This window comes from Alkalihalobacillus bogoriensis ATCC BAA-922 (genome assembly GCF_000621445.1).
In the GTDB taxonomy this organism is placed as follows: Bacteria; Bacillota; Bacilli; order Bacillales; family Bacillaceae_F; genus Bacillus_AO; species Bacillus_AO bogoriense.
Window position 1 is genome coordinate 76,759 of record NZ_KK211278.1, and the last position, 23,358, is coordinate 100,116.

General features: G+C 36.8%; 23 protein-coding genes. 18 read left to right on the forward strand and 5 right to left on the reverse strand.

Features of this window, described 5'->3' with window-relative positions:
- Window positions 1-68: 68 nt before the first annotated feature.
- The 9 genes from ccpN to T323_RS0118855 all read left to right on the forward strand — a co-directional run bounded on the left by ccpN (window position 69) and on the right by T323_RS0118855 (window position 8,500).
- The gene (ccpN, locus tag T323_RS0118815) at window positions 69-722 is read left to right on the forward strand and encodes a transcriptional regulator CcpN (protein WP_084309328.1); all 654 of its coding nucleotides are present in this window, start codon (window positions 69-71) and stop codon (window positions 720-722) included.
- A gap of 48 nt (window positions 723-770) precedes the next feature.
- Window positions 771-1,586, forward strand: coding sequence for a pyruvate, water dikinase regulatory protein (locus T323_RS0118820; RefSeq protein WP_026674672.1), 816 nt, complete (start codon window positions 771-773; stop codon window positions 1,584-1,586).
- Between the two features lie 294 nt (window positions 1,587-1,880).
- Window positions 1,881-2,342, forward strand: a complete 462-nt coding sequence (locus T323_RS0118825; protein WP_026674673.1) for a YaiI/YqxD family protein — start codon at window positions 1,881-1,883, stop codon at window positions 2,340-2,342.
- Window positions 2,343-2,408: 66 nt separating this feature from the next.
- Entirely contained in the window at window positions 2,409-4,223 is a 1,815-nt protein-coding gene (dnaG, locus tag T323_RS0118830) for a DNA primase (RefSeq protein ID WP_026674674.1), read from the forward strand.
- Between the two features lie 48 nt (window positions 4,224-4,271).
- The gene (gene rpoD / locus T323_RS0118835; RefSeq protein ID WP_026674675.1) at window positions 4,272-5,390 is read left to right on the forward strand and encodes an RNA polymerase sigma factor RpoD; all 1,119 of its coding nucleotides are present in this window, start codon (window positions 4,272-4,274) and stop codon (window positions 5,388-5,390) included.
- Window positions 5,391-5,504: 114 nt separating this feature from the next.
- Window positions 5,505-6,041, forward strand: a complete 537-nt coding sequence (locus tag T323_RS0118840) for a hypothetical protein (RefSeq protein ID WP_026674676.1) — start codon at window positions 5,505-5,507, stop codon at window positions 6,039-6,041.
- Window positions 6,042-6,189: 148 nt separating this feature from the next.
- Entirely contained in the window at window positions 6,190-6,561 is a 372-nt protein-coding gene (locus tag T323_RS0118845) for a c-type cytochrome (protein WP_026674677.1), read from the forward strand.
- A 113-nt stretch (window positions 6,562-6,674) separates the two neighbouring features.
- Window positions 6,675-7,385 (forward strand): tRNA (adenine(22)-N(1))-methyltransferase, encoded by a 711-nt coding sequence (locus T323_RS0118850; RefSeq protein ID WP_026674678.1) that lies wholly within the window; start codon window positions 6,675-6,677, stop codon window positions 7,383-7,385.
- Entirely contained in the window at window positions 7,382-8,500 is a 1,119-nt protein-coding gene (locus T323_RS0118855) for a Nif3-like dinuclear metal center hexameric protein (RefSeq protein WP_026674679.1), read from the forward strand. The genes T323_RS0118850 and T323_RS0118855 overlap by 4 nt, the downstream gene beginning before the upstream one ends.
- Before the next feature lie 260 nt (window positions 8,501-8,760).
- On the opposite strand, the gene T323_RS0118860 is transcribed toward T323_RS0118855, so the two are convergent.
- Together T323_RS0118860 and vrrA are read right to left on the reverse strand one after the other, a co-directional pair.
- A complete protein-coding gene (locus tag T323_RS0118860) occupies window positions 8,761-9,705 on the reverse strand; it encodes a 4-hydroxy-3-methylbut-2-enyl diphosphate reductase (protein ID WP_026674680.1) in 945 nt (314 codons plus the stop codon).
- A gap of 80 nt (window positions 9,706-9,785) precedes the next feature.
- On the reverse strand, window positions 9,786-10,406 hold the full coding sequence (vrrA, locus tag T323_RS0118865) for a VrrA/YqfQ family protein (protein WP_169737914.1): 621 nt from the start codon (window positions 10,404-10,406) through the stop codon (window positions 9,786-9,788).
- Between the two features lie 235 nt (window positions 10,407-10,641).
- On the opposite strand from vrrA, the gene T323_RS0118870 reads away from it, so the two are divergent.
- A complete protein-coding gene (locus T323_RS0118870; RefSeq protein ID WP_026674682.1) occupies window positions 10,642-11,958 on the forward strand; it encodes a DEAD/DEAH box helicase in 1,317 nt (438 codons plus the stop codon).
- Window positions 11,959-11,983: 25 nt separating this feature from the next.
- The gene (locus T323_RS0118875) at window positions 11,984-12,874 is read left to right on the forward strand and encodes a deoxyribonuclease IV (protein ID WP_026674683.1); all 891 of its coding nucleotides are present in this window, start codon (window positions 11,984-11,986) and stop codon (window positions 12,872-12,874) included.
- A gap of 125 nt (window positions 12,875-12,999) precedes the next feature.
- Here the strand turns inward: T323_RS0118875 and T323_RS0118880 are convergent, their stop codons facing one another.
- The gene (locus T323_RS0118880; RefSeq protein ID WP_026674684.1) at window positions 13,000-13,272 is read right to left on the reverse strand and encodes a DUF2624 family protein; all 273 of its coding nucleotides are present in this window, start codon (window positions 13,270-13,272) and stop codon (window positions 13,000-13,002) included.
- Window positions 13,273-13,440: 168 nt separating this feature from the next.
- On the opposite strand from T323_RS0118880, the gene T323_RS27120 reads away from it, so the two are divergent.
- The 3 genes from T323_RS27120 to T323_RS0118895 all read left to right on the forward strand — a co-directional run bounded on the left by T323_RS27120 (window position 13,441) and on the right by T323_RS0118895 (window position 16,347).
- Window positions 13,441-14,493: a two-component system sensor histidine kinase NtrB gene (locus T323_RS27120; RefSeq protein WP_051556615.1), complete on the forward strand. Its 1,053-nt coding sequence runs from the start codon at window positions 13,441-13,443 to the stop codon at window positions 14,491-14,493.
- 226 nt (window positions 14,494-14,719) lie between these two features.
- Entirely contained in the window at window positions 14,720-15,481 is a 762-nt protein-coding gene (locus T323_RS0118890) for a metal ABC transporter ATP-binding protein (protein WP_026674685.1), read from the forward strand.
- Window positions 15,481-16,347, forward strand: a complete 867-nt coding sequence (locus tag T323_RS0118895; protein WP_026674686.1) for a metal ABC transporter permease — start codon at window positions 15,481-15,483, stop codon at window positions 16,345-16,347. The genes T323_RS0118890 and T323_RS0118895 overlap by 1 nt, the downstream gene beginning before the upstream one ends.
- 118 nt (window positions 16,348-16,465) lie before the next feature.
- Here the strand turns inward: T323_RS0118895 and T323_RS0118900 are convergent, their stop codons facing one another.
- Both T323_RS0118900 and T323_RS0118905 read right to left on the reverse strand, forming a co-directional pair.
- Window positions 16,466-18,565 (reverse strand): RNA degradosome polyphosphate kinase, encoded by a 2,100-nt coding sequence (locus tag T323_RS0118900; protein ID WP_026674687.1) that lies wholly within the window; start codon window positions 18,563-18,565, stop codon window positions 16,466-16,468.
- A 111-nt stretch (window positions 18,566-18,676) separates the two neighbouring features.
- Window positions 18,677-20,212 (reverse strand): Ppx/GppA phosphatase family protein, encoded by a 1,536-nt coding sequence (locus T323_RS0118905; protein ID WP_026674688.1) that lies wholly within the window; start codon window positions 20,210-20,212, stop codon window positions 18,677-18,679.
- A gap of 175 nt (window positions 20,213-20,387) precedes the next feature.
- On the opposite strand from T323_RS0118905, the gene T323_RS0118910 reads away from it, so the two are divergent.
- Genes T323_RS0118910 through T323_RS0118925 form a run of 4 tightly spaced genes read left to right on the forward strand, consistent with a single transcriptional unit; the run spans window position 20,388 to window position 23,349 of the window.
- Window positions 20,388-21,143 carry a metal ABC transporter ATP-binding protein gene (locus tag T323_RS0118910; RefSeq protein WP_026674689.1) on the forward strand — a complete coding sequence of 252 codons (756 nt, stop codon included), beginning with the start codon at window positions 20,388-20,390 and terminating at the stop codon, window positions 21,141-21,143.
- Between the two features lie 13 nt (window positions 21,144-21,156).
- Window positions 21,157-22,035: a metal ABC transporter permease gene (locus T323_RS0118915; protein WP_026674690.1), complete on the forward strand. Its 879-nt coding sequence runs from the start codon at window positions 21,157-21,159 to the stop codon at window positions 22,033-22,035.
- A 30-nt stretch (window positions 22,036-22,065) separates the two neighbouring features.
- Entirely contained in the window at window positions 22,066-22,899 is an 834-nt protein-coding gene (locus T323_RS0118920; RefSeq protein WP_026674691.1) for a metal ABC transporter permease, read from the forward strand.
- Window positions 22,900-22,911: 12 nt separating this feature from the next.
- The gene (locus tag T323_RS0118925) at window positions 22,912-23,349 is read left to right on the forward strand and encodes a Fur family transcriptional regulator (RefSeq protein WP_026674692.1); all 438 of its coding nucleotides are present in this window, start codon (window positions 22,912-22,914) and stop codon (window positions 23,347-23,349) included.
- The last annotated feature ends 9 nt before the right edge of the window (window positions 23,350-23,358 follow it).

Here is a 23,358-nt window from a genome sequence, read left to right on the forward strand (position 1 = left end):
TTAGGATGCTTACTGTGATAAAGGAACGGAAATAAGCTACGTTATTTTAACAATAGTATAGCACTGTTATGAAGGTGGTGAACACGATCGAACTAACGGTGAGGCAACAATACATTCTTGATTTAGTAAGAGACAATGGGCCAATAACAGGAGAACAGATCGCGGAAAGTTTGAATTTAACAAGAGCTACATTACGGCCAGATTTAGCGATTTTAACGATGGCAGGCTTTTTAGATGCTAGACCAAGAGTCGGTTATTTTTACACGGGGAAAACAGGTTCGCAATTATTAACCGAAAAAGTAAAAAAGATTACAGTGCAGCAGTATCAATCGATTCCTGTTGTTGTGGATGATTCCTCGTCGGTGTACGACGCCATATGTACGATGTTTTTAGAAGATGTGGGAACGTTATTTGTTGTGGATAAACATTCATCTTTAACAGGAGTTCTGTCGCGTAAAGATTTGTTACGGGCTAGTCTAGGAAAACAGCAGTTAGAATCGATGCCTGTTAGTATTATTATGACGAGAATGCCCAATATTACGATGTGTATGAAAGATGATTTAATTATTGAAGTCGCTAATACATTGATTACAAAGCAGATTGATGCACTTCCAGTCGTTCGAAAAATAGAGAAAGGTTCGGGTTATGAAGTCATTGGAAGAGTGACAAAGACAAGTATGACAAAAGTACTTGTAGATTTAGCCAATGATGAATTGCTCTAACTCCATTCGAAAATAATAGCGACTCTTTGAATCAGTAAGGAGGTTTGCATGGTAGAATTTAAACATCGTCCTATCGTTTATGTCGTGTCTGACTCGGTAGGAGAAACAGCAGATTTAGTTGTTCGTGCAGGGGCAAGTCAATTTAGTGGAACAGGTATTGAAGTAAGGAGAATTCCTTATGTTGAAGATAAAGGGACGATCGATGAAGTCATCACGTTGGCAAAACAGGTGAATGCTGTCATAGCATTCACGCTTGTAATTCCAGATATTCGACATTATTTATTACGACAAGCCGAGGAAGCCGGCGTAGAAACGGTTGATATTATCGGACCGGTTCTTGAGAAAATCGGGAATTTAACAAAACAAGAGCCACGCTATGAGCCAGGTCTTGTTTATCGCTTAGATGAAGATTATTTTAGGAAAGTGGAAGCGATCGAATTTGCAGTGAAATATGATGATGGTCGTGATCCACGCGGGATTATGAGAGCTGATATTGTATTAATAGGAGTGTCTAGAACGTCCAAAACCCCATTATCTCAATATTTGGCACATAAACGTCTGAAAGTAGCGAATGTTCCACTAGTACCTGAAGTAGAACCGCCAGAAGAATTATTTAAGGTGTCCGCAAAAAAATGTATTGGTTTAAAAATCAGTCCGGAAAAACTAAATGAAATCCGTTCAGAACGACTTCGTTCATTAGGACTAAAACCCGAAGCGAATTATGCAAGTGTTGAGCGGATTAAACAAGAGTTGGACTATGCGGAAAAATTAATGAAGCGAATTGGATGTACAGTTATTGACGTTTCAAATAAAGCAGTTGAAGAAACCGCAAATTTAATTTCTAATATGTTTCAAGGTAAATAATGTTAAATCATGCTAGAGAGTAGAATAGTACTCATTATGGTTTACGGGTGTCTCAAAGGGAAACAATCCTATTGGGACACCCTTTATTATTTCTGGAAAATAGACCAATTTTATTTTTGAAAAATCAAGGAGAATTAAGCATAAAAGTAAAAAAGAACAAATAAATTGAAAAAGTCAAGACTTTTATTTGTTTTTTTGGTAATGATAGTTATTGAAAGAAAGTTTGTCGACATTTTTCTAAGGGTAATTAAAAAGAAGGAAGGATTTTGTAAGGGGATGTAGAAATTAACACTCATGCAAACTAAGAAACGGGTCGTTTATGTTGATGCAGATTCATGTCCAGTAAAACAAGAAATCATGGTAATTGCTCAAGAGTTACATTATGATGTGATTTTCGTAACGTCTTATTCTCATCATGGAACAAAGATGGAAGGGAGTCAAACCGTCTTTGTGGATAATGAAAAAGAAGCAGTAGATATGTACATTGTCAATCATGCTAAAAGTCACAATGTTGTTGTGACACAAGATCATGCATTGGCATCGATCCTACTTCCGAAAAAAGCCAAAGTCCTATCACCAAGAGGCATAATCTTTTCTGAAGAAAGAATCGAGAACATGCTTGAAGAACGGCATTTTTCTCAAAAACAAAGGAGGGCAGGAGCCAAGACAAAAGGTCCAAAGAAGTTCACAGACGAGGACCGAAATCAATTTTGTAAATCTTTTCGAAGAATTTTGTCTCAGGAAGAAGGGGAATGACGAAAAAGGTCGAATTTATATATCTTGGTACGTATATTTTATCAAAAAGCATGGTGATGATTTCTAATGGGAACACGTATCCCGGATGAAACAATCGAGCAAATTCGCAAATCATCCGATATTGTAGATGTGATTGGCGACTATGTTCAATTAAAAAAACAAGGGAAAAATTTTAGTGGTCTTTGTCCATTCCATGGAGAAAAGACACCTTCTTTTTCAGTTTCACCGGATAAACAGCTTTATCATTGTTTTGGATGTGGAGCTGGTGGTAATGTTTTTTCTTTTCTACGAGAAATAGAAGGATATACGTTTATTGAAGCTGTTCGACAATTGGCTAAGCGAGCAAATATTCATTTACCAGAAACAAGTCGTGAAGACAGTGATAGTTCCAATCATGAACAAAAAGAAATTGCTAAGGGCCATGAGTTAGCAGCAAAGTTTTATCATCATATCTTATTAAACGTTAAAAATGGTGAAGAAGGGTTACACTATTTAAAAGAGCGTGGATTTACGGATGAAATGATTGAAACATTCCAAATTGGCTATGCGCCAGAAAGCTGGGACAGTTTAGTTTCGTTTTTTGAAAAAAGAAAACTGAACATGAAACTGTTAGAACAAAGTGGGTTACTTGGCATTAGGGAATTTGACCGAAAATTTTATGATCGGTTTCGAAAACGTGTGATGTTTCCAATCTGGGATGGACAAGGAAATGTGATTGCGTTTGGTGGAAGGACGTTAGGTGATGATAAGCCGAAATACTTAAATAGTCCTGAAACAATAATCTTTTCAAAAAGTAAAACGATTTACGGTCTACATTTAGCTAGACCTACGATCCGAAAAGAAAATCAAGCTGTTTTATTTGAAGGTTATGTAGATGTTATTGCAGCCTGGGGAGCAGGTGTGAAAAATGGTGTTGCAACGTTAGGAACGTCATTAACTGAGATGCAGGCAAAAATTATTCGTCGAAATGCGGAGTCGGTTGTCATTTGTTATGACAGTGATGAGGCGGGAATTCAAGCAGCTTTTCGAGCGGCTGGTATACTTGAAGCAACAGGCGCATATGTGAAGGTTGCTGCTTTGCCAGATAAATTTGATCCTGATGACTACATTCAAAAATTTGGCGGTGAACGCTTTAAAACGGATGTAATAGGGGCAAGCTTAACATTAATGGCATTTAAAATGCAATATTTGCGTAGAGGGAAAAACCTTCAAGATGAAGGAGAACGGATGCGCTATATCGAAGAAGTACTAGGAGAAATTACCCGATTGCAAAATCCGGTTGAAAGAGACCATTATTTACGCCAAATTGCAGAAGAATTCTCCCTTTCATTGGACGCATTAAAACAAGAACAGTATCGCATTTTCAGAGCAAGTCAATCATCGCGAAAAGAGCAAGAACAAAAACCGATGGTGGCTACTGAATTTAAGCGCAAGCCGCTTGAGAAAAAACGATTATTACCGGCTTTTCATAATGCTGAAAGAATGTTATTAGCCCATATGATGCGTGATGCGGATGTTTGTGAAACGGTTCAACAACGAATCGGAGGGGATTTTAATGTCGATGAGTATCAAGCTATTTCCGCATACTTGTATGCCTATTATGCAGAAGGGCATCATCCAAATCCGGGAGAATTTATTCATCGGATTCAAGATGAACGATTAGTAACGATAGCAACCGAAATAGCAATGATGAACATTTCTGAAGAATTATCCAGCCAAGAGCTTGATGACTATATGAAAAAGATTGAAACGTATCCGAAATGGATGGAAATTGAGAAAAAAGAAAAAGAAAAGAGAGAAGCTGAGAAGCGGCAAGATGTATTATTAGCAGCAAAAATCGGAATGGAAATTATTAAAATGACGCAAGACTTAAAACGCTAGGCTACGAAGCTGCATGAAGTGTTGTGAACAATGGAAGGAGGGGATCGAATGGCTGAGAAACCGTTACGCCCTTTGGCTGAAGGAGATTTGTCAATCGATCAAGTGAAAGAACAATTAGTTGAATTAGGGAAAAAAAGAGGGGTTTTAACATACGCCGACATTACAGAAAAGCTGGCGGTGTTTGATCAAGACTCTGATCAAATCGATGAATTTTTTGATTATCTTGGGGAACAAGGAATTGAAATTATTAACGAAACAGACGAAGTACCTAATTTACAGCAACTAGGCAAAGAAGAAGAGGAATTTGATTTAAATGACTTAAGTGTACCACCTGGCATTAAAATCAATGACCCTGTTCGCATGTACTTAAAAGAAATTGGGCGTGTCCCATTATTATCAGCTGAAGAAGAAATTAATTTGGCAAAACGAATTGAAGATGGCGATGAAGAAGCGAAGCGAAGATTAGCAGAAGCTAACTTACGACTTGTTGTTAGTATTGCAAAACGCTATGTAGGTCGTGGTATGTTATTCCTTGACTTAATTCAAGAAGGCAACATGGGTCTTATTAAAGCCGTTGAGAAATTTGATTACCAAAAAGGATATAAATTTAGTACGTATGCAACATGGTGGATTCGTCAGGCTATAACAAGAGCCATCGCAGACCAAGCTCGTACGATTCGAATTCCGGTTCATATGGTAGAAACAATTAATAAGCTTATCCGTGTCCAACGTCAATTATTACAAGATCTAGGACGTGAACCAACTCCAGAAGAAGTGTCTGAGGAAATGGATTTAACTCCGGATAAAGTCCGTGAAATTTTAAAGATTGCACAAGAGCCTGTTTCATTAGAAACACCAATTGGTGAAGAAGATGACTCTCACTTAGGTGATTTTATTGAAGACCAAGAAGCGCTTGCGCCTTCGGATGCGGCTGCTTATGAATTACTAAAAGAACAACTTGAAGATGTTCTTGATACATTAACAGACCGTGAAGAAAATGTGCTTCGTTTACGCTTTGGGTTAGATGATGGACGTACAAGAACTCTCGAGGAAGTTGGTAAAGTGTTTGGTGTAACTCGAGAAAGAATTCGTCAAATTGAAGCAAAAGCGTTACGTAAATTAAGACACCCAAGCCGTAGTAAACGTTTAAAAGACTTTTTAGAATAAATGTATCAAAAGGTTTGCTTCTATGAAGTGAACCTTTTTCTTTTCTCAAAAATCCTTTACATTTTTGTTCACGTAACCGATATTAACCATATCGTTGTTTATTTGGAGGACATGATGAATCCAGAGCGTAAAGAAATAATTATCAATGAAATTAAGCATTGGAAAAAATCGAAATTATTACCAGAACATTATTGTGATTTCCTTTTAACTCTTTATTCAGAAGGAGATGAACAATTTGAACCGGAACAAGAAAAAGCGGTTGCAAAGTTTAAATTGCTTTCTGTTGTATTCGTTCAAATATGTTTGTTGTTATCTGTTGTTGTCATTTATTTTACTGATTTTTTTCTAGTAATGCAAATCGCCATTTGTGTTCTTTTTATAGGAATTACGATTTTTGCTGCTTATAAAATGGCGTCTTATAGCGTTTTGTTGTCACATTTTTATTATTTAGTCGCAGCAATTATTTTATTTTTGTTAATGGTGTATTGTACGAGTATAATGTTCGTAAATAATCAAATAGCAATGGGTGCTGTTATTTTTTTTACATGTATAGTTTGGCTAACGATTGGTCTAAAATGGAAAATGAGTTATTTTACGATTGCTGGTATCGGTGGGTTTCTCCTATTTGCGTTGTTTTTAACGTTAAATTAAATGAAACAATTGACAAAATCGGCAATTCTCACATTATCTCTTTCCTCTTTTGGTTTTTTCAAGTAAAATATAGAGGGAATTCGATTAAGAGTTCACTATACATAGTTCGTAGTGAATGAAATATTTTAATGTAAAGGGGGATATATACATGAAAGGACAACCACTACTTCCATTTGCAGTAACAGCAATAATAGGAATTCTCCTAATGTTAACTCTTTCTCTTGTTGGGTTAAATCAACAAGCGGGTGATGGTGAGGAAGAGGCGCAAGAAGAAATCGTGATTGATGACCCGATTGCTGCTGGTGAAGAACTTGCTGGCCGTTCTTGTATTGGCTGTCATGGCGGTGATTTAGAAGGTCTCGGTGGAAACCCTGCGATCAACCAACTAGCTGGAAAATATTCTGAAGAAGAAATTGTGGATATTATTACAGGTGGTATTGGCACTATGCCAGCTCAAGGGCATTTACAAGAAGCGGAAGCTGAAGCAATTGCAGCTTACTTGCTTTCTATTTCTCAATAAGAACAAAAGTAAGAGGGCGTATGCTCTCTTTTTTTTGTTACTTGATGACTTGCAATTTTTCATATGAGAAGGATATCATGAATAGAAAGATAATCAATAGGGAGAAATCATAAATGAATGAATTACAATTATCGAAACGTCTTGAATGTGTTGCCAACTATGTGAAAGAAGGGAGTAAAGTAGCTGATATTGGTTCAGACCACGCTTATTTGCCTTCGTTTTTATATCATCAAGGAAAAATTACATTTGCGATTGCAGGAGAAGTAAATCAAGGACCATACGAATCGGCCATGAATCAAGTGAGGAAATGTCGATATGAAGATGTAATATCGGTTCGACGAGGCGATGGACTTACAGTGATAGAAAATGGAGAGGTAGATACGATAACGATAGCTGGAATGGGGGGAGCCTTAATCGCCCAAATTTTAGAGTCTGGAAAATCGAAATTAAGCGGTATGACTCGATTAATTTTGCAACCGAATGTCATGGCAGATAAAGTTAGAATTTGGTTGAAAAACAATGATTGGGAATTAACAGCGGAAGAAATTCTCGAAGAAGATGGCAAAGTGTATGAAGTTCTTGTCGCAGAGCAAGGAAACCCTGATGCTCCATATTCAGAAAGTGAAGCTGTAGAATTATTACTTGGTCCTTTCTTAATGAAAGAGAAAAATGCAGCATTTCAAAAAAAATGGCGCAGTGAAATAGATAGCTGGAAACGTATCGTGGCGCAATTTTCTGAAGCAAAACAAACGGATGAAGTGAAGCAAAAAAAACAAGAGTTTCAAACGTTAATTCAAGATGTTGAGGAGGTTTTATCAACATGAAATATAGTCATGGTCAAACAATTATTCAAACTATTGAACAATGGGCACCAAAATCACTTGCTGTTGAAGGTGATAAAAATGGTGTCATGGTCGGCACATTACAAAAGCAAGTGAAAAAAGTAATGATAGCATTAGATGTATTGGAAGACGTATTGGATGAAGCGATTTCTGAACAAGTTGATTTGATTATCGCTCACCATCCGCTTATTTTCCGACCATTAAAACAAATTCGGACTGATCATACATATGGAAGAATCATTGAAAAAGCAATCAAACATGATATTACAATTTATGCTGCCCATACGAATCTTGATGTAGCTATTGGTGGTGTTAATGATATGATGGCAGAAGCATTAGGCTTACAACAAACAGAAGTTCTAGCGCCAACGACAGAGAAAAAGCTTAAGAAATTTGTGGTATATGTCCCGCGTTCACATGAGGCGGTTGTTCGTGAAGCGATAGGAACGGCAGGAGCAGGACATATTGGCGATTATAGCCATTGTTCTTTTAGTAGTGAGGGAGTTGGCCGATTTACACCTTTGGAAGGCTCAACACCATTTATAGGACAACAAGGAAAGTCAGAGTCCGTTGAAGAAATCAAACTAGAGACGATTATCCCAGCAGAACTCCAACAACATGTTATTCGAGCCATGATAAATGCTCATCCTTATGAAGAGCCGGCATATGATATTTATCCACTTGACAACAGAGGCGGAAGTTTAGGTCTTGGAAGAATCGGATATTTACAAGAAGAAATGACTTTAGAGCAATTTTCTCACCATGTAAAAAAAGTATTTGATGTTAGTGGAGCTAGAGTGGTTGGAAATTTCCAAGATAAAGTGAAAAAGGTTGCGGTCCTAGGTGGGGACGGAAATAAATATATGAACCAAGCGATTTTTAAAGGAGCAGATGTTTTCGTCACAGGTGATGTATATTACCATGTTGCTCATGATGCGATGATGGATGGTCTTCGCATTGTCGACCCAGGTCATAATGTGGAAAAAATAATGAAAGACGGGGTTAAACGCTATTTAGACCGCTATTTGAAAGAAGCAAACTCAAAAACAGAAGTCATTGTCTCTAAGATTCATACAGACCCGTTTACGTTTATTTAAGTGAAGACTTTTGTGTGTTTTGTTCGGACACAGGTTCCGCTATTATATAAAAAATGGGCTTATTTCCAATTTTTACGGACATTGGTTCCGTTATTTCGTTAAAATTAACAGAGTTGAACGTTGTTTTGTCCATATAGAGGAACCAATGTCCGTTAGCATTTGCCTAACGTCTCTGTTTGTAAAAATAGCGGAATAGATGTCCGTAAGCTCAGTCTCTCTCGCAAACAAAACAACCACACCTTTTGTGTGGTTGTTTTGTTTTACTTTTTCTGTTTTACCTTTGGCAAAATTTTATTTAACGCAATTTTCCTCTCGCGTACCCAAGTAGATTCATCATTCGGATCGTATTGTTCTAAAAAGGCAATGACCTCTTTTGTAATTGGTGTTGGGGTAGATGCCCCTGATGTAACTCCAACTATATTTACACCTTCTAGCCATTCTAACTGAAGTTCTGTGACATCTCCAATTCGGTATGCTTTCGTTCCAGCGATATCTTCTGAAACTTGGGCAAGGCGATTTGAATTATTACTTTTAGGGTCTCCTACAACAATAACTAAATCGGTTTGCTTTGCTTGCTCTGCTACCGCTTCTTGTCGCACTTGGGTTGCAAGGCATATTTCATTATGAATTTCTGCATGAGGGAATTTCTTTAATGCATGATTCATAATATCAGAAACATCCCACTGACTCATTGTTGTTTGGTTTGTAATAATAATTTTATCTACGTTTAACTCTAGTTGCTCAACTTCTTCAACGTTTTGGACAAGATGAACGATATCGGGAGCTACACCTAACGCCCCTTCAGGTTCTGGGTGTCCTTTTTTACCAACATAAATGACATGATAGCCTTCTGCTTTTTTCTCGCGTATTAAATCATGTGTTTTCGTTACATCTGGACAAGTCGCATCAACAACTGTCAGTCCTTTTTCGCGAGCGACTTTACGAACTTCTGGAGAGACACCGTGTGCTGTAAAGATAACTGTTCCTTTTTCGACTTGTTTAATGATATCTAATCGATTGGGACCATCTAATGAAATAATTCCATCTTCTTCAAATGCGTCTGTCACATGCTTATTATGAACAATCATTCCAAGTATATAAATCGGTCTAGGCAAATCAAGATTTGCAGCTGCTTGTCTTGCAAGTACCATGGCGTCTACAACACCATAGCAATACCCACGAGGGGAAATTTTGATGACTTTCATAGTCGTCCTCCTACATTTAGAAAAATTCTTTCTGTCCATCATTATAAAGGAGGAAGGAGTGTGTGACAAACAAAAACTCGTTAAATGTAAAGTTTTGGAGCTGGAATACCATTAATTGTTTTTACTTTGTTTTCTTCTTCGGCTGCTTCATCTTCTTCTATGTCATCTATTGATATTTTTTTCGATTTTTGTTGTTTTTCATCGGAAGATTTTTTATTTTCTTTGGTCTCATCTATAGCTACGGATGTTTCTTCTTTTTCTTCCTTTTCTTCTGTTGTTAACTCACTTTCGTTTTTGGGATTTTCGGTTTCTGCTGCCTCGGTTTGCTCTTGCACGACCGCTGATTCTGATTGATCCGTACTTTCCGTTGAGTTATTTGATTTTAACATTTGATATAAAGCAGGAACACTCTTTAATAGTGGTCCGTATTGTTGAACCATTGGAGTAACAGTTTGGACTACACCCATGACCCTTTGGGCATTATTTAACATCGACATTAAATTTAAACCACCAAGTGCACTCCCAGCCCCAGATGCACCTGCAGCACCTGCGGCAGCATTTGACATGGCTCCCATTCCTGCAGAAGCAGCATTTGCCCCAGCACTAGCACCACCGCCGAATAATTTTGATAGAAATCCGCCTGCTTGTGGCGCCATCGAACCGAGCTGGCCTGCTGCTTGCGTTGGCATTTGTTGCATCATTGGAGCACCCATGGATATGGGGTTTTGCATGGGGGGCATTGGTATGTTTTGATGAAGAGGTGGGAACATTGACGGTCATTCCTTTCGCAAAATAATCTTCTCTATGATTAACTTATGCAATAAGGACGAAATGGTGAGGTAACAGGATGAAAACTGTATGTATAAGAATTGGCGTTTTTTGTTTAACCTATGATAGAATGGACAAGCAAGTAAGTAGTGAAAGTAGGAGAAGTATATGATGGAATCTAATTTTGCACGATTTGAAATTAAAGACTTTATTATAAAGTCGATACAAGAACAAGGGTTTTCGATGCCAACAGAAATTCAAGAACGGTTAATCCCAGCTATTCGAGGTGGCAAAGATGTAATCGGGCAATCGCAAACTGGGTCTGGGAAAACATTAGCGTTTCTCATTCCGATTATTGACAGGATTGACGAAGCGAAAGATGAAGTCCAAGCTGTTATTACAGCACCGACACGAGAATTAGCTTCACAAATATATGATGAGCTTCAGTTGTTACTTAAACATGACGAAGATACGATAGCAACAAGATTATTAGTTGGTGGAACAGATCGCCTCCGTACAATTGACCGCTTGAAATCCGTTCCTCATATTGTGGTCGGAACACCGGGGCGAATTAATGATATGGTCGATGAACAAGCACTACAATTGCATACAGCTACAATGCTAGTCGTTGATGAAGCAGATCAAATGTTAGATATGGGGTTTATTAGTGATGTGGACAAAACCGCCTCAAGAATGGCAGAACAGCTACAAATGCTCGTTTTTTCTGCCACGATTCCAGAAAAACTCCAGCCATTTCTGAAAAAATATATGAATCAGCCTAGGCATGTTCATGTTAAACCGAAAAACGCAACAGCTCCTACGATCGAACATCGCTTAATTCCACTGAGACATCGGAACAAAATTGAGCTAACGGTTCAAATTGCCACCTTAGTGAATCCTTATTTGGCGTTAATATTTACAAATACAAAAGAACAAGCGGATGAATTGATGGCTGCTATGGCTTCAGCTGATTTAAATGTAGAAGCGATACACGGTGGCTTGTTACCTAGACAAAGAAAACAAGTCATGAAACAAGTGAAAGAGGGAAAGATCCAATATGTTGTAGCGACGGATCTAGCTGCAAGAGGGTTAGATATTAAAGGAGTTTCTCATGTCATTAATTTCGCAATACCGAAGGATTTAGATTTTTACGTCCATCGTGTCGGTCGAACAGCTCGTGCTGGGGAAGACGGGATTGCGATTACGATTTATGACGAACAAGACCATGCTTCGATCGAAAAATTGATGAAACGTGGCATAGATTTTTCTTTTTCCGATGTGAAAAAAGGTGAATGGGTAGAGCTTGAAAAGCCTAGATTAGCGTCGTTAACAAGAGCGAAAAAGTCGACAGCATCACCTCAAGGCGGCCAGGGTGTTGCGAAAGCAAAACCGAAAAAAGTAAAGCCTGGATATAAAAAAAAGGCAAGGTGGGAGCAAGAAAAAGTTGCGCGTAGACAAAGAAGATTAAACCGGAAAAAGAAATAACGGTTCCAAAGGGAGAGGGTTTGTTATGATATTAGGATCACATGTATCCATGAGTGGGAAAAAGATGCTATTAGCTTCAAGTGAGGAAGCTGTTTCTTACGGGGCAAATACATTTATGATTTATACGGGTGCACCACAAAATACAAGGAGAAAGCCAATCGAGGAATTAAACCTTGAAGCGGGTGTTGCCCATATGAAAGAAAACGGGATTACCGATATTATTGTTCATGCGCCGTATATAATAAACATTGGGAATACGCAAAAAAAAGAAACCTTTGAATTAGGTGTTAACTTTCTTCGTGCTGAGATTGAACGGACCGATGCGATTGGAGCAAAACAAATTGTTCTTCATCCAGGTGCCCATGTCGGTGCAGGCGCAGACCAAGGAATTGCAAAAATAATTGAAGGATTAAATGAAGTATTAGAAAAAGAGCAACATGTTCATATTGCACTAGAAACGATGGCTGGAAAAGGTTCTGAGTGTGGAAGAAGTTTTGAAGAACTTGCTCAAATTATTGATGGAGTGACTCATAATGAAAAATTATCAATATGTTTTGATACGTGTCACACACATGATGCAGGTTATAATATCGTCGAAGATTTTGACGGGGTTTTAGAAGAATTTGATAAAATCATTGGAATTGACAGAATACAAGTTCTTCATGTCAATGATAGTAAAAACGAGCGAGGAGCAAGAAAAGACCGACACGAAAATATCGGCTTTGGCCATATTGGCTATAAAGCACTCCATTATATCGTTCATCATCCACAATTAATGCATGTTCCAAAAATATTAGAAACACCATTTGTCGGAGAAGATAAAACATCCAAAAAAGCGCCATACAAACATGAAATTTCGATGTTAAAAGAAGGTGCATTTAACGAGAAGTTTAGAGAAATGCTCGTTATGGAATAATTGTAAGATAAAAAACGGTGTCCCGAAAAAGGGCACCGTTTTTTCAGTCTATGTGAGGCTCGACTTAGTCTAGTACCTGCTCGCAAAAGCGCAAGGGACTGTAGCGCTATAATGTTTAAGTTAACCTATATCGAATGTAAATAATGTCCATATTGGTCTAATAATTGCTTCACAACATTTGATACGTGAGGGTCGACTTCCGTTCTTAAGCGCTGGATCATTCTTTCTACTTGCTGCTTATTTGTAATATTGATGGTTTCTGAACGTAACACGTTAAGTACTTGTTCTGCTTGTTTTTCAGTTATGGGCAAGTTATGCTGTTGTGATAGTGATAAAAGCTCTTCTTTAGATAGAGAATTAACTTTTAAATTAATCATTTGTACAATAACAGGGTTCATACCGTTCACTCCTTGAAATCAGATATGATACTATATGAAAAAAATGAAAAGGTGTGACCGTAATAGATAAAATAAAAAAAGAAAGGAAATTCTTTATTTTTGTGGAATTACTATCCAACGTGGTTATTTTTGCATCTGTCACGGCTAATGAGGTTTGAGGGGGACAGTATGACAAATTCTAAAGAGAAAGAAGAATCGATAAGACCATTTTTGGATGGGGACACTAAAACACAAGATGAAGGACTTTGGAAAGAAATAGAGATTCCAATTATAAAATTGAACGAGCATAATATTGTTGAAGATGTGAATGATGCATGCTATGGGAAGTTTTCAATTGATGAATCCCAAATACCGATTCATCAATTTTTGAAAGACTATCCGTTCCAAGAAAAGATATGTAACCTCGTTTACCAGGCAAGGCAAGAAAACCGTTCACTCGAAAATATCTTTGAAAACGAGCATTTCTTATTAAAATGTAAAGTTGTTCATATGAACAGAAATGATGTTGTATTTGTCTTTTTATATGATTACTCATTGCAAAAGCAATATGAACAATTACAAGCATTTCATGAACAAATGAAAGCTGTGTCTCATGTTTCTGCGAGTGTGGCCCATGAACTAAGAAATCCATTGTCTGTCATTATTGGTTTTTTGCAATTAGCGAAATTAACAGACAAGTTTTCTTTATATTACGATACGATCTTATCAGAACTTAACCGAATGAATAGTATTATCGAAAACTTTTTATCAGTTTCAAGAAAGAAAACAGAAAGAGAAACACAGTCACCAGAAGAAATAATGAAGTCGTTAGTTGAAATTATTAATCCAGAATGTTTGCTTCATAATGTTACATTTACATACCAGTTTTCAAAAACAGAAAAGAAGGTGAATGTTAATGTTGCGAATATTAAACAGGTGATGTTAAATTTACTGCGAAATTCGATTGAAGCCTATAGCGACAGTGTGGAAAAAAGGTTTCATATCGAGTCATGGAGTACGTCCAATGAATATGTCATTCAAGTCGAGGATAATGGAGTGGGTATCCCAAGTGATGTCATTGAACAATTAGGAGAACCTTTTTTCACAACAAAAAAACAGGGAACAGGGGTAGGTATTCCTCTTTGTAAAAAAATAATTGAAGAGCATGATGGTACTTTTTTTATTGAAAGTAAAGTAAATAAAGGAACGAAAATAACGATTACTCTTCCGTTCCATTCATGAGAAAAGCTACAAAAGTTATATCAACTTTTGTAGCTTTTCTTTAGCTTGGAACAAAAATTCATTCATGAAGAAAAAAGGTTTGCAAGTTTTAACCGTTACTAATATAATTGGTGATAGGATAAAATGTTTCCTTAGTACAACTTTTTATCACACATCCATAAATAGTCACATATAATGATCCATATTCGATAAAAAATGATAATAGGACCACTTATGTTAGGAGGAGATGTTGTTGGGAGAGGTCGTTGAAATTAAAGGACTTTCTGTCTATTATGATCGATTACAAGCGATTAAAGATGTTACGTTTTGTGCGGAGGCAGGAAAACTCATTGGGATTATCGGACCAAATGGTGCGGGGAAATCGACGTTAATTAAAGCGATATTAGGACTAGAACGTTCAAGGTACGAGTCTGTCAGTATTTTTAACCAACCAATCAAAAAAGTTCGAAAAAAGATTGCCTATGTTCCACAGCGGAGTCAAATTGATTGGGATTTTCCTGTCCTAGTTGAAGACGTAGTGATGATGGGCAGATACGTTCATTTGCCATGGTATAAAAAACCATCGAAAACAGATAAGGCTATTGTTACCGAAGCTTTAGAAAAAGTAGGGATGGAAGCTTATCGAAAACGCCAAATTGGCGAATTATCAGGTGGACAGCAACAACGTGTGTTCATCGCAAGAGCACTTTCTCAGCAGGCCGATATGTTTTTTTTAGATGAGCCTTTTGTTGGGATTGATGTCACTTCTGAAAACATTATTATTCAATTACTCCGTACCTTACGGAATGAAGGAAAAACTGTGTTTGTCGTTCACCATGACTTAAGTAAGGTTGAACAATATTTTGACGAAATTATGTTAATGAATAAAGAACTTATTAGCTTTGGTGCAGTAAAAGACACCTTTACACCTGAACTATTAAGTGAAACGTATAGAGGGCAAATTAAGCTCTTTAATCATAATGATCAAATGATGGTGGTGAGTAGCTAATGCAATCCATTATAGCTTTTGTTGACCAAGTAATCCGCTATCCATATTTACAACAAGCCTTGTTAGCAGCGATTTTGGTTGGGATAATTTGTGGTGTCATTGGTTGTTTTATCATTTTAAGAGGGATGGCTTTAATGGGAGATGCGATTTCTCATGCGGTGTTACCAGGAGTCGTCATCGCTTATATGATCGGAGCCAGTTTCTTTGTAGGAGCAGTTATTACAGGGATTATTACGGCGCTAGCCATTGGATATGTATCACAAAACAGTCGGATTAAAGATGATTCTGCAATTGGGATTATGTTTACCGCTGCCTTTGCGTTAGGTATCGTTTTAATTACAGGGCTACGCGGAACAGGTGTTGACCTGTGGCATATTCTTTTTGGTAATGTGTTAGCCGTTTCACGTACCGATTTATGGATTACATTTGGTATCGGTATCTTTGTGTTAATTATGATATTTATTTTTTATCGACCATTATTAATGAGCACATTTGACCCCACTGTCGCCAAAGGGGTAGGAATCCCTGTTCGATTTATCCATTACTTATTAATGTTACTGTTATCCTTAGTGACAGTTGCTTCATTAAAGACGGTTGGTATCATTCTAGTCGTCGCAATGTTAATTACTCCAGGAGCAACTGCATATTTATTAACAGACCGTCTTCCAACGATGATTTTCTTATCGTCATTGTTTGGTACAATTTCAGCCGTTGTAGGGATATACTTTTCTGTCTTTTATGATGTCGCTTCTGGAGCATCGATTGTCCTTGTAGCCTCTGTTATGTTTGGTTTAGCATTTTTCTTTTCTCCTAAACAAGGAGTAGTTACAAAAATGGTACGTTCAAAACTACATCAAGTTGGCTAAATGAAAGAGAACTAAAGGATAATCCCTTTAGTTCTTTTTGTTAAAAGATAGGAAAGTATAAAATTTTGGTGTAGCAGTGAAGCTTTGAAAGCAAAGAAAAGACGCTCCCGCGTTTTTCTTAATCTTCCTCACCAAATTGGGCTGCCATATCATAAAAGGTAAGTTGACTTTGGACCGGTTGCTCATTTGGTTTTCGTTCGACATAAAGATAACGGCCAAATTTGTCTTGGAGACGTGCCTTCATATTATCTTGTAATGTAATGTCTAATATTTGTTTAATTCTGGCTTTGATTCTTGGACTAAACACAGGGAATAGTATTTCAATGCGTTTTTCCATATTTCTCGTCATCCAGTCTGCCGAAGATAAAAAGATTTTATCTTGCCCACTATGATGAAAATAAAAAATTCGACTATGTTCTAAAAATCGATCAACGATGCTGCGAACCCGTATATTCTCACTAACACCTTCAATTCCTGGGCGTAAACAACATGTTCCACGAATAACTAAATCGATAGAAACCCCTGCTTGTGATGCTTCATACAATTTTAAAATAATCGGTTTGTCTGTTAACGAGTTCATTTTTGCAATAATACGTCCGTCTCCATTTTCTTTATGATATTCAATTTCTTGTTCAATAAGTTCAATAAACGTGTCACGGATTTGAAACGGTGCGGTTGAGAGATGATTCCACTTTGGTTTTTCGCTATATCCACTTAAATAATTAAAGAAGTTCGTGGCGTCAATGCCAAATCCTTCATCAGAAGTTAACAATCCCATATCCGTGTAGAGTTTGGCCGTTGAATCATTATAGTTTCCTGTCCCGAGATGTACTAATCGTTGTATTTTTTCGTTTTCATGCCGAACAACTAATGAAATTTTACTATGTGTTTTTAAGCCGGTAATGCCATAAATGACATGGACCCCAGACTTTTCTAGCTTTTTAGCCCACTGTATATTATTTTCTTCATCAAATCGAGCTTTTAATTCTAACAATACTGTTACTTGTTTTCCGTTATCGGCAGCTCTTGATAACGCGCCTACTATCGGGGAATCTCCACTCACTCGGTACAGTGTCTGCTTTATCGCTAACACGTTTGGGTCTTCTGCTGCTTGGAGGATAAAGTCAACTATCGGTTGAAATGATTCATAAGGATGATGCAAAAATATATCCTTTTTTAAGATAGCTTGGAAGATATTTTCTTCGCCGGCCAAGTCTTCAGGAGGCTGTGGGACTAATGTTTCATTCGTTAAATGCTCCAAATCAGCCGCTAAATATCCGTATAATTTAAATAAAAACGTTAAATCTAATGGACCTTTAAAGGAATATACATCATTTCGATGAATTTCAAGGACGTCGAGTAGTAGTTTTAACACTTTTGATTCCATTAATCCTTCTTGCATTTCTAGACGAACCGCAGATCCCCATTTTCGCTTTTTAATTTCTTTCTCGATTTCAACTAATAAATCACGAGCTCCTTCTTCATGAATCGTTAAATCTGCATTTCTTGTAATGCGAAAAGGAGAAACGGATTGGACACTGTAACCAGGAAATAAACGGTCAATAAAATGGCTTATGACATTTTCAAGTAATATAAATTGTTTTTTTCCCTCGCTAGGGAGGGGAAGGTATCGAGTGAGGACGCTCGGAACTTGGACTATTGCCAATTGTTCACGTGAATCTTCTTTTTCTTTTAATACGACCGCTAAATTTAAACTTTTATTGAGTAACATTGGAAACGGTCGATACGCATCAACGGCCATCGGTGTAAGAACAGGAAATATATAATGATTAAAGCGGTCTTTAATAAACTGCATTTGTGCTTTGGTTAATTCATCAATTGCTAAAAATTGTACGCCTTCATTGTATAACATCGGTAAGAGTGTTTCTGTGTACACATTGTCTTGAAGACGAACGAGTTGTTGGGTTTGAGCTGAAATTCGCTTTAATTGTTGCTTCGGGGTTAGCCCCGCTTTATTTTCTGGACGGTTAAATCCGGCTTTTACTTGGTCTTTAAGACCTGCAACACGAACCATGAAAAATTCGTCTAAGTTTGAACTGAAGATGGCCAAAAACTTTAGGCGTTCTAATAACGGATTGCGTTCATCAATCGCTTCCTCTAGAACTCTCTCGTTAAAAGCAAGCCAACTTAGTTCTCTGTTGTTATAAAAGTTTGGATCATTTAAATCGAGTTCTTTCAAGTAATTGTTCGATTCCATTGAATTCAACCTTCCTGACATAAATATACATAATTATTTAAAAAAGACTATTTTTCTCCATTGTAACAGTATATTGTAAATTTTATGTAAAATTTATGTAAATTAGAAGACTTAAGAGAGAAAATGTAACGAAATTTTTGCGTTAATCAGCTTTTCAATGTGCTTTTTATACTTATTTGCTAGTTGTTCTTCAAATGGATAGTCGTCATTACAATGAAAGTAGATCATGAAATGGTCTTCAGTTTCTTTCATTACAGAAATAGAAGTAACAATATTTCTTCTCGTTCGATTTAAAGCATAAGCTAGTTTTAAAATCGCGCCTAGAAACTCATATTGTTTTAACTGTTGTTTAGTTAAAAGAGATTCAAATGGGCCCGCGAATTTTTGTAAATACGATTTGGATTTAAACGACGAGATTAAAGCAATGGCAAGTCGCTCTTGATGTGTGAGACCATCAATGGACATATTGGTGATAAGATAAAATGTATGCTGACTGCTTGCTTCATTACTTATGAATTCACCCATATATAACATTCTTGCGCTATATTTTAAAAGGGATAAATCATTTTCTTGTTCTGAAGAAGTCTCGTTTACATAGGGAACAAGCTGACGGTAAAGAGACTTAGCTAACTTCCACACTTGCTTTACATGATCTAAATTGATTTCATACATATGTGTAATTTGATAAAAGCTTTCTTCAGCAACATTTGGAAAATGCTCTAATCCTAGTTGTGTTAAGATTTCCTCATAAAAAAGTCCATCACGTAGCCCTCTGTTGCTCATCGTAAATGTTTTCGAGCCAGTCACATTAAGTAATGTTAATATGGCTTGTACAGCTGGAATAATAATATCTGAGCGGTCTTTTGAAAGACCATCAATATTTTGACGTTCTTCAATGTTTACACTTGTAAATAAAGCTTGTGTCGATTCAACATCTTGTTTTGTTAGTTCATATTGATGTAAACCAGCTAATGGATAGTCGACTTGTCGTTGGTGAACGAGCGATAGGTTTCGGGCTGTCCCGCCGATACCGATAACAGGAAGTTGACTTTGTACAATCCAATCAAGTGATTCATATTGCTCCGTTAGAAAGGATGTAAGTGCATCAAGATTTTCTTGTAATGGCTCTGAGTCATTCATAAATTGTTGCTTTAGCGTAATTGCACCAAATGGAAAACTTGTATAATGTATCATTTTTCGATTTTTAAATATGGTGACTTCTGTACTTCCACCACCAATATCAATGGTAATTCCATTTTCAATATTGGTTGAATTTACGACGGCTAAATAACCATAGTAAGCTTCTTCATATTCTGATAGCACACGAAAGGAGAAGCCGGTTTCTTTTTTTATTGTATGAAGAACCTCTTCTTGGTTTGCGGCGCGACGGACTGCTGCAGTAGCGACACCGTTGACTTGGTCAACTTTATGGTATGAAATGATATTTTTAAATTGAAGTAAAGAAGAAATGATTATAGAAATTCCTTCTTTTGAAATATGCCCTTTTTGTGTCATATGGCTACTCAAGCGAGCGACGACTTTAAAATTATGTAATTGTGTATAACGACCATCATTATCAATTTTATTTATGACTAAGCGTATGGAGTTTGAACCCATATCAATAATTGCAACTTTTTTTTCTTTCATTCTTACATCCACATCCTACCTTTATGAGACTTCTACTTATTATATAATGTTCCTAAATAAATTGCATGGCATACTCAATATAAACAATTGGACAAAAGCTAATTATCCTTTATAATAAAGAAGAAAATAATCGTAATTGTTCTTATTTAATTACGTTTTTGGCAAGGAGGAGCGAATGAAAGAGTTGGCGATTGATATCGAACATGTTTCATTCCGGTATGGGGCACGCAACGTTCTCGAGGATATCACATTAAAAGTTGAAAAAGGAGCTTTCCTTGGGCTTGTTGGTCCAAACGGGTCTGGAAAGTCGACGTTATTAAAATGTATGTTAGGACTTTTAACTCCACAGGAAGGTGAAATCCGCCTTTTTGGAGAAAATATAACGAAATTTAAGCAACGAGACAAAATTGGATTTGTGTCACAAAAGGCAAATAGCTTTAATAGTGGATTTCCCGCAACCGTTTTTGAAGTGGTTTCAATGGGTCTCTTTGCAAAAGTCGGTATGTTTCGGTTTTTAACAAAGAAACATAAAGAAAAAGTGAGAGAAGCGATTCATAATGTCGGGATGGAGAAGTTTATTCATCAAAATATAGGAGAATTATCTGGTGGACAACAGCAGCGAGTGTTTATTGCAAGAGCACTTGTCAGTGAACCAGAGTTACTCATCTTGGATGAACCGACCGTTGGTGTGGATACAAATTCAGTTCGAAACTTTTATAATATGTTAAGTAAATTAAATATAAACGAAGGCATTACATTGTTGTTAGTCACTCATGATATCGGAGCGATGACGGAATTTGTTACAGATGTTGCCTGTTTAAATAAGAATTTACATTTTCATGGTAATGCCCAAGAGTTTGAAAATAACCACGATTTATCTTCGTTTTATGGTCATGATGTTCAATTACTGACACATCATCACGACCATTAGTTGGAGGCTTGGAATGCTTGAAGTATTTTGGACATATCCCTTTTTACAAAATGCGTTTTTCACTGGAATATTAGTCGGGTTTATCGCACCCATCCTTGGTGTTTTTTTAGTCGTGAGACGATTATCATTAATCGCTGATGCACTCTCGCACATTACATTAACAGGAATCGCATTAAGCTTATTATTAGGAAAATATCATTCCTTTTTTCAATTAATCAATCCGCTTTATATGGGAATGGTTTTTTCTGTTTTTGGCTCGTTATTAATCGAAAAATTACGTTCTGTTTATAAACATTACCAAGAGCTTGCTATACCCATTGTATTATCAAGCGGGATCGGGATTGGTGTTGTGTTTATATCATTAGCGGATGGATTTAATAATGATTTGTTTAATTATTTATTTGGCAGTGTAATTGCAGTTAGTCGCTCTGATTTATGGACAATCTTAATCATTACTATAGTTGTTTTTTTCATTATTGTTTTTTTATATAAAGAATTGTTTTATTTGTCATTTGATGAGGAACAAGCAACTGTGTCTGGAATTCAAAAGAAATGGCTTCATTTTATTTTTATCGTAATGGTTGCCCTTGTCATTGCTGCTTCAATGCGAGTCGTTGGGATTTTACTCGTTTCCGCTCTCATGACATTGCCAGTTGCGGCTAGTATGCGGTTAGCAAGAGGGTTTAAGCAAATGTTTTTTTATGCGGTACTGTTTGGAGAGATTGCTGTAATTGGTGGGTTAGTTTTAGCGTATCATCTTGACTTAGCTCCTGGTGGAACGATAGTGCTATTATCTGTTTTTATCTTACTTTTTGTAATTTTACTCAAGAAACTGCAAATGGCCATCACCGGTCGCAAAAAAGTCGTGGCGAAAGAAGAAAGGTCATTTTAATAAATTTATTTGGTTTTGGAGGATGTTCGTATGCCTGAATGGCTTTTACAGTTAACGTTTATTGAGAGGGGGGGTGTTGCTGCCATATTAATTGGTGTAGTATGTCCGCTACTTGGTGCATTTTTGCTTGTGCGGCGTGTCTCCATTATCTCTGAATCACTCTCTCATATTACGTTAACTGGTATTACAGCTGGATTGGTCCTTATGCAAACGATGACCTTTTTTACAGTTGATCCGCTTTATGTTGGGTTTCTTTTCGCTTTTATCGGGTCGTTACTAATTGAAAAGCTCCGTCAAGAGTTTCCACATTTTCAAGAATTAGCAGTTCCCATTATTTTATCAACGGGAATCGGTTTAAGTGCGATTTTTATGAGCATGTCAACAGGTGGGTATAATGAATGGTTTAGCTATTTATTTGGCAGTATTGTCAGTGTTACAGCAGAAGACATTGTCTTTATGCTTGTTACGACACTAATTGTTCTTGTTATCATCGGATTGTTCTATAAAGAGTTTGTCGTCATTTCCTTTGATCAAGAGTTCTCAGAAGTGTCGGGTATCCAAAGCAAAAGATTAAATATTATTTTTTCCTTATTAGTGGCATTAGTTATCGCCCTTTCGATGAAGGTTGTTGGAATTTTATTAGTCGGAGCGATGATTGTCTTACCAGCGGCTATGGCTATCCGAATCGCCAAAAGCTTTAAACAAATGATTGTCTATTCCATTTTATTTGGGCAACTCACTATGGGGTGCGGCTTGTTTTTTTCTTATCACTTAAATATTGCAACTGGCGGTGGAATTGTTTTATTTGCGACAATCTTTTTAGCTCTTGTTATAATAGGTACAACGATGTATGAGAAGCGATAAGGAGGACCTACAATGAATGTCACCGATGCGTTAAATATGTTAAAGGAAAAAGGATATAAACATACAGGGAAACGCGAAGATATGATTAAATTATTTGCGGATGAAAAACGATATTTATCTGCAAAAGATGTGTTAGAAAAAATGAACAACGACTACCCTGGATTAAGCTTTGATACGATTTACCGGAATTTATCTTTGTTCGTGGATTTATCGATTTTAGAAATGACAGAGCTTGAAGGGGAAAAAAAGTTTCGCTTTAGTTGCACAACGGCCCATCACCATCACCATTTAATTTGTATGGATTGTGGGAAAACTGTAGAGGTGAAAGATTGTCCGATGGATGCCTTGAAAATTAACACAAACGATTTTGAAGTGATTGGACATAAATTTGAAATTTATGGATATTGTGCTGAATGTAAAAATCAGAATGTCAAAACATCAGCACTATAAATATTGTGT